Annotated in this window: 6 protein-coding genes; 3 read left to right on the top strand and 3 right to left on the bottom strand. The window is 68.5% G+C overall.

What is annotated here, in order from left to right; all coding sequences use genetic code 11:
- Positions 1 to 10: 10 nt before the first annotated feature.
- Together AR539_RS07860 and AR539_RS07855 are read right to left on the bottom strand one after the other, a co-directional pair.
- Positions 11 to 985, bottom strand: a complete 975-nt coding sequence (locus AR539_RS07860) for an AAA family ATPase (protein WP_066434479.1) — start codon at positions 983 to 985, stop codon at positions 11 to 13.
- A gap of 91 nt (positions 986 to 1,076) precedes the next feature.
- Complete coding sequence (locus tag AR539_RS07855; protein WP_231728535.1) at positions 1,077 to 6,239, bottom strand: Ig-like domain-containing protein; 5,163 nt, start codon at positions 6,237 to 6,239, stop codon at positions 1,077 to 1,079.
- A gap of 16 nt (positions 6,240 to 6,255) precedes the next feature.
- Between AR539_RS07855 and AR539_RS19685 the strand changes: the two genes are divergently transcribed.
- Complete coding sequence (locus tag AR539_RS19685; RefSeq protein ID WP_231728534.1) at positions 6,256 to 6,654, top strand: hypothetical protein; 399 nt, start codon at positions 6,256 to 6,258, stop codon at positions 6,652 to 6,654.
- 713 nt (positions 6,655 to 7,367) lie between these two features.
- Here the strand turns inward: AR539_RS19685 and AR539_RS07850 are convergent.
- Complete coding sequence (locus tag AR539_RS07850; protein ID WP_231728533.1) at positions 7,368 to 12,572, bottom strand: Ig-like domain-containing protein; 5,205 nt, start codon at positions 12,570 to 12,572, stop codon at positions 7,368 to 7,370.
- Between AR539_RS07850 and AR539_RS19680 the strand changes: the two genes are divergently transcribed.
- Positions 12,559 to 12,987 carry a hypothetical protein gene (locus AR539_RS19680; RefSeq protein WP_231728532.1) on the top strand — a complete coding sequence of 143 codons (429 nt, stop codon included), beginning with the start codon at positions 12,559 to 12,561 and terminating at the stop codon, positions 12,985 to 12,987. The two genes, AR539_RS07850 and AR539_RS19680, sit on opposite strands and share 14 nt — an antisense overlap.
- 30 nt (positions 12,988 to 13,017) lie before the next feature.
- Positions 13,018 to 13,320: a hypothetical protein gene (locus tag AR539_RS19675; protein WP_231728531.1), complete on the top strand. Its 303-nt coding sequence runs from the start codon at positions 13,018 to 13,020 to the stop codon at positions 13,318 to 13,320.
- Positions 13,321 to 13,545: the final 225 nt, after the last annotated feature.

The raw sequence follows: 13,545 nt of genomic DNA, 5'->3' as shown, positions 1-13,545 counted from the left end.
GGGGTGCAGGCTAGCTGACGGACGCGCGCTGCTGCGGGGCGGCCACCTCGGCGAGGACGCGGGCCAGGACGGCGTCGGCGGTGGCGCCGGAGAACTCGGCTTCCGGGTCCATCACCAGGCGGTGGGTCCAGACGACGGAGGCGAGGTCCTTGACGTCGTCCGGCAGCACGAAGTTGCGGCCCTGGCTGGCGGCCCAGACCTTTGCGGCGCGCACCATTGCGAGGGCGCCGCGGACGGAGACGCCCAGGCGGGTTTCCGGCGCGGTGCGGGTCTCCTCGCAGAGCCGGGAGATGTATTCCAGCACGGCGGTGTCCACGTGGGTGGTGGCGGCGAGGTCCGCCATGTCGGCCACGGCCTGGGTGGTGATGACGGCGGTGATGTCCTTGGAGCGGTCCTTGAGGTTGGCGCCGCCCAGGAGCTGCACGGTGGAGGCGTGGTCCGGATACCCGATGGAGGTCTTGATGAGGAAGCGGTCCAGCTGGGCCTCGGGCAGCCGGTAGGTGCCGGCCTGCTCGATCGGGTTCTGGGTGGCCATCACCATAAACGGCCGGCCGGCCTCGTAGGTGGTGCCGTCCACGGTGACGCGGGATTCCTCCATGACCTCCAGCAGTGCCGACTGGGTCTTGGGCGAGGCGCGGTTGATTTCATCGGCCAGGACGATGTTGTTGAAGATGGGGCCCTTGTGGAACTCGAACTTCTGCGTCTTCTGGTCGTAGATGGTGACGCCGGTGACGTCGGAGGGCAGCAGGTCCGGGGTGAACTGGATGCGGTTGTTGGAGCCCTGGACGGTGGCCGCGAGGGCCCGCGCCAGCGAGGTCTTGCCGGTGCCCGGGGCGTCCTCGAAGAGGACATGCCCCTCGGCCAGCATGGCCGTGAAGGTCAGGCGGATGACGTGGGACTTGCCCAGGACGGCCCGGCCCACGTTGTCGACGAGCTTCTCGAAGGTGCCGGCAAACCATTCGGCCTGTTCGGTGGTCATGGTCATGGGTTGGTCCTCTTCTGTTCTGGGTGGAAAGTCTGGCGAGCCGCCGGCCGGAGGTTCCGGCCGGGGCCCGTGCTGGAATGTGGAGCGGCCATCAGCAGCCGCCGGGCCGGGGTCCGTACAGGTCCACGGTGGTGGACTTGACGAACCATCCCGGGTGGCTGCCTTCGGTCACGCGGAACCAGGGGGTTCCGTTGCCGTAGATGTCCTTGGTGCAGTTGATGGTAAGCCTGCCCTCGGACCGTTCCACCCAGCCGGCGCCGCAGGTCTTCGGCGGCCCCTCGGAGAACGTGTCGGTCTGGTTCGGCTTGCCGGGGCAAGTCCGGACGGTGGTGGCTTCCACCTGTACCTGGGAGGTTGGTGGCGGCGCCGGCTCCGCGCCGCTGCGCGACGTGTCGCTGCCGATCCGGCCGGGCTGGTTAGCGCTGATGGCCCGGACCCGGAGGGTGTGGGTTTCGCTGAAGCCCACGCTCTTGGAGAAGGACCGTTGGCCGGTGTCCTGCCAGGCGCCGCCGTCGAGGCTGTACTGGTAGCCGGACACGGGGCGTCCGTTGCCGTTGGGCTGGTTCCAGGTCCAGGACACCGTTTTGTCGCCCACGCCGCTGCTCTTGCTGCCCGTGACATTGGGCGCGAAGGCCAGCCCGTAGGGGTTTACCGAGTTGGACGCGGGGCTGGCGTCGCCGGCGGCGGAGCTCCGTGAGGAGACGGCCCAGACCACCACCGCGGTGGCGGTGCCGTTGGGGGCAGCCACCACCCCGCCGCCGGCGGGGATGTTGCCGCTGCCGTCACCGGAGGTGAGTTTGTACTTGTACGTGATTTCCCCGGCGCTGGAGCCGTTGCGCTGGTCCGCGGTGAGCGGGGTGAAGCGCACGTCGATCTTGCCGCCGTCGCCGCCGGTATCCACCAGGGACGCCGACGGCGCACCCACCATGGCCGGTTTGCCCACGGCGCGGACCGCGGCCGACTGGCCGGACGTCCCTGACGTGCCCGCCTTGTTCGTGGCGGACACCGTGAAGGTGTAGCCGGCCTCGGAGTTGTCCACCGTGACGTTCTGCGTGGTGCCGGAGACCTGCTGGGTGGCCACGACGGCTCCGCCGCGCAGGGTGGTGAGCGTGTAGCTGGAGATGGCGTCACCGTTGTTGTTCGGGGCTGTCCACGCCACCTTGAGCTGGCTCTGGCTGCCCACCGAAGGCGCCGCAGTCGCACTCGGCGCCGCCGGGGTGGCGGGCACGCCGGCCGGGGTTTCCGCCGCGGAGTAGGCGCTCCATTCGGAGGGCTCCTTGGCGTCGTTGCGGGCCAGGACGCGGACCTTGTAGGCCACGCCGTTCTGGAGGCCCTTCCAGACGTAGCTCACTGAGGTGAGGTTCTGGATCTGGGCGTTCTGCCCGGCGGGGGCCGGCGAGATCTCCAGGTCGTAGGACTTCACCGGGGAGCCCTTGGACGCCGGCGCCGCCCACGTGACCGTGAGCTGCTTGTCGCCGTCCTTGAGGGCCGGCGCCACGGGGGTGTCCGGTTTGACGTCCGGCCGGACCTCGGCAGAGGCCGGGGACCGCTCGGACTCGCCGAGGGCGTTCGTGGCGGTGACCTGGAAGTGGTACTTCGAGTTGTTGGTCAGTCCGGTCAGGGTGCAGGAGTTGGCCGGGCAGTCCTGGCGGTAGCCGCCTTCGCCGTACACGGTGTACTTGGTGATGGCCGAGCCGCGCTCCGCGGGGGCGGTCCAGTTCAGCAGGGCTGTGCTGTCCCCCACGCTGGCGGCCTGCGGCGTGGTGGGCGCCAGCGGCTTGTCCTTGACGGTGAGCCGGATCCGGGCCGTCGCCTGACGGGACGCATCGTTGGTCTTATCGGCCACTGTGTAGGACACGATCATGGTGCCGGAGAACCCTTCGGACGGGGTGACGGTGACGGAGTCGCCCGCGACTTCGGCGGTGCCCTGGCCCGTTTCGGTCCCGGCGGTGACGATCTTCAGCGGCGTTTCGGGGAACGGGTTGGCGTCGTTGGCCAGCACGTTGACCGTGACGGGCTTGCCCGCGGCGGCATCGGGTTCGAGGTCGTCGTTGGCCACCGGCTTGGGCCGGTTGGAGGCGGTGACGGCCAGCTGGTACGTTGCCGTGGCTTCGAGGCCCCTGGGGTCCTTGGCCTTGACCTGGACGGTGCCTCGCGTCCCGGCGACAGTGCCGTCCTTGGCGGCAGCCTTCAGGGTCTTCCCCTCGATGCCGGCATCGAATCCGGCCGGCACGCCGCCCACCAGTTCGTAGGACATCCGGTCCACATCGCCGTCGTCCGGGTCAGTGGTGAGCCGGGACAGGTCGGTGCTGGCGGAGTCCGCCATGGGCACGTCCACCTGGCTGCCCAGCAGGACAGGCGGGTTGTTCCGGTTGGGGTCCGGCAGGACCCGGGTGCGGATGCTGAGGGTCGATTTCAGGCCGGCGGGGTCGTCCGGGCCGGAGCCGTCAGTGACCTCGAAGCTGAGCGAGCCGGGGCCCACGTAGTCTTTGCCGGCGGTGTATTTCAGGGCGGTGCCGTTGTCCGCCACCACGTCGGAGCCGTCGGCGCCGTCGGCCCCGATCAGCTTGATCCGGTCCGCCTGGGTGATCCGCGGCGAGCGTCCGTCGCGGACCTTGACCCATTCCTTGAGGTCCACCGTGACGGACTGCCCGGCGACGAGTTCGATCACGTCGTCCTTGGCCAGGGTGGGGACCTGCTGGCCCAGGCCCGGAACCCAGATGATCGCGGTGGACTTCTGCCCGTCCACGTCTTCCACGGTGTACGGGATGAGCTGCGGCTGTTCGGTCAGTTCCACGATCATGGTGCCCTCGGCGCCGGGCCGGGCGGTGGTGGCCTCGGTGGCGATCTTGAGGTTCTCGCCGACGCCGTCGGGGTCCTCGTCGTTTTTGAGCACTGGCACGTCGACGGCGGTCTTGCCCAGGGTCTGGGCGGAGGTCACCCGGTCGTCGCGGGCGATCGGCGCCTGCAGGGGCACGTCGTTCCGGACGTTGACGGAGATGGCGGCCTGGGCCGTGGCGCCGCGGTCGTCCGAGACGGAGTAGCGCACGTTGACGGTGCCTTCCTCGGCGGGGGCCAGCAGGAGGATCCGGGAGCTCTGCTTGCTGACGCTGGCCTGGAGTTCCGGGGCGGCTTCGATCCCGTCCCCGACGATCCGGATCGGGTCGCCGTCCGGGTCGGTGTCGTTGCCGGTGGCATCGATGGCGATCTGGCGGCCGGGCCGGACCTTGACCTCGTCGTCCACCGGGGTGGGCTTCTGGTTGGTTTCCCCGCGCGGGGCGATGCCGACCGTGACGGTGCCGGTGTTGACGGCGCCCTGCCGGTCCACCACCTTGTACCGGAAGGTGTCCGTGCCGGCGCCGTCGCCGGCTGCCGTGAAGTCGATGAAGTTGCTGCCCACCGTGGCGGTGCCCATCGCCGGGGTGCTGTCGATGCCGGTCAGCTGGACCGAGTCGCCGTCGGGGTCGATGCCGTCGAGTTCCACCGGGATCCGCACGGTCCCGGCGGCCACCACGCGGGCGGTGAGGTTCTTCGGCTGCGGGCGGGAGTTCTCCGCGCCCTCCAGCGGCAGGATGTGGATGGTGACGGCCGCGGCGCTCTTCTGGCCCTGCGGGTCCACGGCGTTGTAGATGGCGCGGACCGTCTTTGGCTCGGCGCCGGCGATGAACCGGAGGTTGTTTTCGGAGACGAAGCTCTTGCCGTCCGTGTCCGGGACCGCCTGGGGCAGCACGGGGTCGACGGTGAGCTTTTCGCCCTGGGGGTGGGTGTCGTTGGCCAGCACCGGGATGGTGACGACGTCGTTGACGCGGACGTTGACCTCGTCCGGTTTGGGCTGCGGCGCTTCCACGACGGCCGGTGCCGGGACCGGCACCACGGAGACGCTGCCGGTGGCGGATTTGGTGCCGTTGGACATGGTGTAGCGGAAGGTGAAGGGGTCCTTCGTGCCGACGACGTCGGTGATCCGCAGGACGCTGTGGTCGATCACGCTGACCGAGGCGGTGGCGTTGTCGGCCAGCTGCACGGACTGCAGCACCAGCACTCCCCCGGACGGGTCGGAGTCGTTGGCCAGCGGATCCAGCAGCACGCTGCCGCCGACCGGCATCAGGGCGACGTCGTGCACGGCCACCGGGTTGCCCACGTCCTTGCCGGACTCGACGTCCACCCGGATCAGGCCCTGGCTGCTTTGCGGGCCGTTGCTGGCGATGTAGGTCAGGTAGACGGGCCCGGGGGTGTCGCTGCGGAAGGTGAAGGTTCCGCCGTCGGTCACGGGTCCCAGCTGGGCGGGGCCGGCGGCCTCCACCTGGGCCAGGCGCAGGGCGCCGCCGTTGGGGTCGACGTCGTTCTTCAGCGGGGCGATCACGAGGTCCTGGCCGACGACGGCGGTCACGTGGTCGGCGTTGACCACGGGCTGCAGGGCTCCTGGCGGCTGCACGTTGACCACCACTTTGCCGGTGGTGGTGGCGCGGCCGTCCCAGACCGTGACGGTGACGGATTTCTTGCCCGCGGCGGCGCCGGAGTCCTGATAGGTCAGCAGGCCGTCGCGGCGGACCTTGACCTGGTCCTGTTCGTTGTCGGCCTTGGCGTCCATGAGGACGAGGTCGTCGCCGTCGGGGTCGGTCCAGTCCGTGAGGATGTTCTGGCTGACCGTCTTGCCCTGTTCAACGAGCATGGTGGTGGGTTCGCCGCGCTTGAACAGCGGCGGCTTGTTTTCGTCGGGGCCCACGACGTTGAGCGTGATGCTGCCGGCGGCGGAGAGCCCGCGGCCGTCGGCGGCGTTGTAGGCGAAGGTTTCCGTGCCGGGTTTCGCGTCGGCGGGGACGGTGACCTGGAAGGCGGTGCCGCCGTAGATGTTCTCCAGGCTCCCGGCCTGCGGGCCGTTGCCCCCGACGGAGGCGGTCAGGACATCGCCGTCGGGGTCCGAGTCGTTGTCCAGCACGGACAGGACTGTGGTGCGGCCGGGCCGGACGCCGACGGCGTCAGGCGTGGTTTCCGGCGGCCGGTTGGGTTTGGTCCGGTCGGGCAGGACGTTGATGGTGTTGTTGTCCGCCGATTCCTGGTCCTGGTCATCGGACTGGTTTTTGGGCGGGACCACGTCGTCCCAGTTGTTGACCAGCTGCATGTTCTGGTTGACCAGCCACACATTCCCGGAATTCACATCATTAAGCACCACCAGGTCCCGGTTCACCCGGAACACATAACTCGGCGACGCAGACGCCTTCGGCACATCCACGTTCTTGTCATTGGCATCATCCACACAATCCCGGACATACTTGTTCGCCCCCGACCACGCAGCATGCACACAACCACCCAGCTGCACCGGAGCCGCCGGCACACCCTGCCCGCCAAAAGACACCGTCTTCGCCGTCGAACCATCCAACGGCTGCTCCAGCAACGCCTTCGGAGTCGCCACCGCCACAGCATCCGCCGCCGGCCCGGACTGCTGCAGCTTCGCCTCCCGCGCATCCGCCAAAGCCAACTCACGCCCGCCCGGCAGGAACAACTTCCCCCGCCCGGCATCCAGCACCACCGGCCGGTCCCCCACCACAGCCAGCTGCAAATCCCCGGCACCCTTCAACCCGTCCCAGGTCTCCACCGACGAATCCGCAACCACACCGTCCGCACCAGCCGACGTCACCGTCACCTGCCCCGACTTCGGATCCGCACTGTAAATCCGGTCATCAGACCCCACCGCGGACACCGTCCCCTGCGACCCCTGCAACACCGGCTCGGAATTCTCCGCATCAAAACCACTCACCGTCGACGGCGACAACGCCCACACAGTGCCCTTCGCCGCGTCCGTCACCGCAATAACGTCCGACCCGAAACTCACCTCCGCCGACCCCGGCAACTGCTTATCCCCGCCCAACCGCATCTGCGCCGCCGACACCTGATTCAACGTCGAACCAGCACTGTCATCCACAAACACCGTCCCGGCATCCTGCAACACATCAAACGTCGTCGACGCCGGCGTCACCGCCCCATCCAACACCCGCGACGGATAATTCAACCGCCCCACCGCATTCTTCGACTTCGACACCACCCACACACCACCGTCGTTCAACTCCACCTCAGTGGTCTTAAACCCCGGATAAACAATCGCACCCGTCACCAACACCGCACCCGCCGCCGCAAGGCCCGTACCGCTGATGAGGTTTTTGCGGCGGGTGGACCGCGGTTTCATAAAGCCTTGCTTGATGGCCCCCAGGCCGGAGAAAAGTCGTGTCACAGCTTCAGATTTCCTTCAAGATGGCGTCATGATTCGCGTGCCGGACCCGGTACCGGGCCCTCACTTCCCGCGACAGCCTACCGAACGTTCCGGGACCGTGCGATGGGGAGGACTTCCCTGCGGCGCCCCGGGAAGTGGCGGTCCCGGGCCCGGATATCAGCCGCATGGCGGGATCCCGTGGCTGTACGGCGCGCCAAGCTGCGTGTGACCTGCGATGACGTATCGGCCCACGTTTCGGTTGGATCCGAGTTCCACCCGGTACCACTCGGTGTCCGGCGAGCTCGTCCAATTGTCGTTCTGGATGATGTAGCACTTCACCACGATGGTCTCCCCGCTGTTCTTGTAGAACCATGGAGGCGTGTCGCCGTTGTTGACGCCACCGCAGTCGAAGTAGGGGTTGGGGCGGTAGTCGGAGCCGCCGCGGGTGTAGGTGCAGCTGCGGACAAAGTTCGGATCGGACGTCTTGATCCGGGTGGTCCATTCGCGCGTCGGTGGCCCGGACTGGGCCGCCGCCGTGGCGATGCCGCCCCCGGTTCCCCGGGAGTTGACCGTCTGGACCTGGATGGTGTGCCGTTCATCGAAGCCACCGGTGTTCACGGTCCGGCTGCCGGAGGCCGCCACCCGTTCCCAGCCCCGCCCGTCGATGTTGATCTGGGTGTAGGCGACGTCGTTGGTGGAGGTGGACGGCGAGCTCCAGCTGAAGCTGAGCGACTTCTGGTTCTGGCCGCCGTTCTGGCCCGACGCCGAGGGGGTTCCGGGCGCACCGTAGGGGTTGGCGGTGGCGCCGGTGCTGGCGTCGGAGCTCGGCGCGACGGTGGAGTTCGCCGTCACCGTGATGGTGGTGGCGGCGCCGTTCGTAAAGCCGCCCACGGTCTGGCCGGGCCGGATGGGCCCGGACTGCCCGGTGGTGGCGCGGAACGTGTAGCTGACCTCGTTGGGCGCCGAGCCGTTGCGCTCGGCGTCGGTGAGTTCCCGGAAGTTGATGGTGACAGCCTTGCCGGCGCCGCCGGTGTTGGCCTCGGTGGCGCTGACGCCGGACGGCTGTGCCAGTTTGCCGGTGGCGCGCCGGGGGGCCGAGGGGGCACTGACGGCGCCCTTTCCGGCTTTGTTCTCGGCCTGGACGGTGAAGGTGTAGGACGCCTCGGAGTTGTTGGCGGTGAAGGTCGCGGTGCGGACCGTCCCGGCCACCATCTGCGTCTGGGAGGTCCCTCCGCCGCCGGTCATGGTGACGTAGTAGTTCCTGATGGCATCACCATTGGTATTCGGTTCCGTCCAGTTCACTTTGAGCTGGTTCGTGGACCCCACGGCGGAGGCCACACTCGTGGTGGGGGCAGCCGGGGCGGCCGGGACCCCGGCGGGGTTGTCCTCGGCGGAGTAGATGCCCCACTCCGACGGGCCGAGTTCGTTGACGGCCTGGGCGCGCACCTTGTACCGGACGCCGTTGGTCAGTCCCGGCCACGTGTAGGTCAGCCCGGTGACCCCGTTCTTCACGGCGATCCCGGAGGCCGGCGGCGGGGAGATCTCCAAGTTGTAGCTCTTGACGGCGGAGCCCTCGGTTTTCGCCGGAGCCCAGGTGATCACCATGTTCTTGTCGCCGGCTTTGACCGCCGGGGCCTCCGGCGGGGACGGCTTCTCATCCGGCCGGATTTCGTTGGACGCCACCGACGGCGCTGACTCGCCCACCTCGTTCGTAGCGGTGACGGTGAAGACGTACTTCACGTCGTTGGTCAGGCCGTTGAGGGTGCAGGTGGTGGTGGGGCAGTCCTGGCTGAAGCCGCTGGAGCGGACCGTGTATTTGCTGATCGCAGCGCCGTTGTCCGAGGGCGGGGCCCACTTGAGGACGGCGGTGCGGCTGCGGACGTCCGTTGCGGACGGGGCCGGCGGGGTGTCCGGCTTGTCCCGGACGGTGATGCGCAGCCGGCCGCTCGCCTGGCGCGTGGGGTCTCCGGTTTTGTCCAGCACGGTGTAGCGGATCACCATTACGCCCTTGGAACCGTCGGCGGGCGTGACCGTGATGGAGTCGCCGTTCACGGCAGGGGCCCCCGCGGCGGAGCCGGTCTCGACGGTTGCCGAGATGATCTTCAGCGGGGTGTCGCTGAACGGGTTGAAGTCGTTGGCCAGGACGTTGATGGTCTCGGCCCGGCCCGCGTTGGCTTTCTCGATCACGTCCTCGTTGGCCGTCGGGAGGGGGCGGTTGGAGGCGACGACGGTGGCTTCGACGGTGGCTTTGACCGGCTCGGAGCGGCCGTCGGTGACCTTCAGCGGGATGGCGCCCTTCCGCCCGGTGGCGGTGGTGGGCTCCGCGCTGACCTGCAGCGTCTGTCCGTCGACGGTGGCTTTGAGCCCTTCGGGCAGGGTGCCGTCGAGCTCGAACTTCAGCTTCTCCTGGTCGCCCGGGTCGACGTCCTTGGCGAGGTCGCCGAGTTCGAGGCTGACCGATTCGGCCTTCGGCACTTCGAGGTCGGTCCCGCTGAAGGTGGGTTGGTGATTGGCGTTCGGGTCCGGGATGACCCTGGTGATGATGCTGAGGGTCGACTTCAGGCCCTGCGGATCGTCGGGGCCGGTGCCGTCCGTCACTTCGAAGGTCACGGAGCCGGGGCCCACGTAGTCCTGGAGCGCGGCGTAGCGCAGCGCGGTGCCGTTGCCGGCGACGACGTTGTCCGCCGCGGCTCCCTGCACGCGGATCTTGTCCACCTGCGTGATCCGCGGGGTGCGGCCTTCCCTGACGCGGACGTAATCATTCAGGTCGAGGGTGACCTCCTTGCCGGCCATCACCTCGACGACGTCGGTGCGCGAGAGGGTGGGGTGCTGTTCGCCCTGCCCCGGGACCCAGATGACCGCCGTCGCGCTCTGGCCGTCCACGTCGGTGACGGTGTACGGGACCAGCTGGTCCGTGGGGGCGAGGGCCACCACCACGTTGCCGTCGCCGCCCACCCGGGCGTTCGGGTTGCCGTCCGGCAGGGAGATCTTGAGGTCGGCGGCCACGCCGTCGGGGTCCGAATCGTTTTTCAGGACCGGCACGTCGACGGCGGCCTTGCCGAGGGTTTCGGCAGGGGTGATGACGTCGTCCTTGGCAACCGGGGGCTTGAGGGCAGCGTCCGGGCTGATCCGGACGCGGATCACGGCACTGCCCCGGGCCTTTTTGTCGTCCTGGACGGTGTAGCTGACGCTCTCGTTGCCGGCGGTGCCGGGGGCGGTGAGGAGCACCTTGCCGCCGTCGGCCGCCTCCACCTGCAGTTCGGGGCGGGCCTCGAAGGCGTTGGAGGCCAGGGTGATCGGGTCCCCGTCGGGGTCCGAGTCGTTGGTGAGCGCGTCGACGGCGATCTTGCGTCCGGGCCGGACGTCGACGGCGTCGTCGATGGCGATGGGTTTCTGGTTGTTGGCTTCCGGCGGGGCGATGCCGACAATCACGGTGCCGGTGTTTTCGGCGCCGATCCGGTCCCGGACGCGGTAGCTGAAGGTGTCCGTGCCGGCGGCGGTGCCGGTGGCCGTGAATTCGAGGTAGCCGTCCCTGACCACGGCGGTGCCCATCCCGGGCGCCTTGTCCACGCCGATCAGCTGGACGGAGTCGCCGTCGGAATCGATGCCGTCCAGCGGTACGGGAATGCGGACCACCATGCCGGCCACCACACGGGCCGTCAGGTTCTTCGGTTCCGGGCGGGTGTTCCGCTCGTCGTCGCGGGCGTTGATCCGGATGGTGACCTGCTGGGAGTCCGACTGCCCGGAGTCGTTGGTGACCTTGTAGATGGCGTAGACGGTTTTGGCGACGTCCCCGGCGATGAAGCGCAAGGTTCCGCCGGAGCGGAACATACGGCCGTCGGCGGCGTCGGGTTCCTGGGCCAGCACCGGTTCCAGGGTGAGCTTGCCGCCGTTGGGGTCGGTGTCGTTCTCAAGGACGGGGATGGTCACCACGTCCCCGGCCCGCACGGTCGCCTCGTCCGGCTTGGCCTGCGGAGCCTGGAGCTTGGCGGGAGCGGGGACCACCAGCACGGCGATTTCCCCGCTGGCGGAGGACGTGCCGTTGGAGATGGTGTATTTGACGCTGAGCTGGCCCTCGGCACGGACGTCGGTGATCCGGACCACGGAGTGGTCCAGCACCGAGACGCTGACCGGCTGACCGTCCGCGGCGGTCACGGACTGGACCACCAGGACACCGCCCGAGGGGTCGGAGTCGTTGCCCAGGACGTCCACCAGGACACTGCCGCCGCTGGGCAGCAGGGCCGTGTCCCGCACGGCCACCGGGGCGCCGTCGCCGTTGCCGGGAACGACGTCGACGCGGACCAGCTGCTGGGCGCTCGCGGGGCCGTTGGTGACGAGGTAGGTGATGTAGTGGGTGCCGGGGGACGCGGACCCGAAGGTGAACGTCTGCTGGTCGGCGCCGATGGTGGCGGTGGAGTTGCCGTCCGGGGTGACCTGGGCGAGGCGGAGCGCGCCGCCCTGCGGGTCGGAGTCGTTTTTGAGCGGGGCGATGACGGTGTCCACACCGGCCACGGCCACGAGGTGGTCGGCGTTGGCGATCGGCGGCAGCGCGCCGGGCGCCCGGACGTCGACGGTGATCTTTCCCTCGGTGCTGGACTGGCCGTCGGAGACGGTGACCGTCAGGACCTTGCGGCCGGGCTCCGAGCCGGAGTCCTGGAAGCTGAGGAGCCCGTCGGGCCGGGCCTTGACCTGGTCACGGGGGTCGCTGCTGGCGGCACTGACGACGTAGAGGTCGTCGCCGTCGGGGTCGATCCAGTCGGTGAGGATGTTCTGGCTGACGAGCTTGCCGGACTGGACCACCAGGGTTGTGTTCCGGTTGGGCTTCTGCCGCGGGGCGGAGTTCTCCCCCGCCGGGATGATGTTAAGGGTGACGTCGGTGGACGCGGAGAGCCCGCGGCCGTCGTCTGCGGAGTATTTGAAGGTTTCGGAGCCGGTCTTGTCCGCCGGGACGCTGACCTGGAATCCGGTGGAGCCGTAGATGGGTGCCAGCAGCCCGGAGCCGATCGGTTCGGGGGCGCGGACGGTGAGGATGTCGCCGTCGGGGTCGGTGTCGTTGTCCAGGACCGGGAGGATGGTGGTCTTCCCGGCGCGCACGCCGAAGGTGTCCGGTTTGACCGTGGGGGCGCTGTTGGGTTTGGTCCGGTCCGGGAGGACGGTCTGCTGGACCTCGTCGGCGGAGTCCTTGTCCGCGTCGTCGGAGGTTTCCTTCGGCGGGATGACGTCGTCCCAGTTGTTGACCAGCTGCATGTTCTGGTTGACCAGCCACACATTCCCGGAATTCACATCATTAAGCACCACCAGGTCCCGGTTCACCCGGAACACATAACTCGGCGACGCAGACGCCTTGGGCACATCGACGTTCTTGTCATTGGCATCATCCACACAGTCCCGGACGTACTTGTTCGCCCCCGACCACGCAGCATGCACACAACCACCCAGCTGCACCGGAGCCGCCGGCACACCCTGCCCGCCAAAGCCCACCGTCCTCGCCGTCGAACCATCCAACGGCTGCATCAACAACGCCTTCGGAGTCGCCACCGCCACAGCATCCGCCGCCGGCCCGCTCTGCTGCAGCTTCGCCTCCCGCGCATCCGCCAAAGCCAACTCACGCCCGCCCGGCAGGAACAACTTCCCCCGCCCGGCATCCAGCACCACCGGCCGGTCCCCCACCACAGCCAACTGCAAATCCCCGGCACCCTTCAACCCATCCCAGGTCTCCACCGACGAATCCGCAACCACACCATCGGCACCAGCCGACGTCACCGTCACCTGCCCCGACTTCGGATCCGCACTGTAAATCCGGTCATCAGCACCCACCGCGGACACCGTGCCCTGCGACCCCTGCAACACCGGCTCGGAATTCTCCGCATCAAAACCACTCACCGTCGACGGCGACAACGCCCACACAGTGCCCTTCGCCGCGTCCGTCACCGCAATAACGTCCGACCCGAAACTCACCTCCGCCGCCCCCGGCAACTGCTTATCCCCGCCCAACCGCATCTGCGCCGCCGACACCTGGTTCAACGTCGAACCAGCACTGTCATCAACAAACACAGTCCCGGCATCCTGCAACACATCAAACGTCGTCGACGCCGGCGTCACCGCCCCATCCAACACCCGCGACGGATAATTCAACCGCCCCACAGCATTCTTCGACTTCGACACCACCCACACACCACCGTCGTTCAACTCCACCTCAGTGGTCTTAAACCCCGGATAAACAATTGCACCCGTCACCAACACCGCCCCCGCCACCACAAGGCCGGTACCGGAGAGGATGCGCCGGCGGCGGGCGGTGAGGGGGCGCGCGTCAGCCTGCCGGCGGGATTTCGGCCGCAGGGCAGCGAGGAAGGTG

The organism is Arthrobacter sp. EPSL27 (assembly GCF_001512305.1).
Lineage (GTDB): Bacteria > Actinomycetota > Actinomycetes > Actinomycetales > Micrococcaceae > Arthrobacter.
This window is presented reverse-complemented; position numbering and strand designations above follow the sequence as displayed.

Coding starts and splice junctions, on each gene's coding strand:
- AR539_RS07860 (WP_066434479.1), bottom strand. CDS start 985: ATGACCATGACCACCGAACAGGCCGAATGGTTTGCCGGCACCTTCGAG.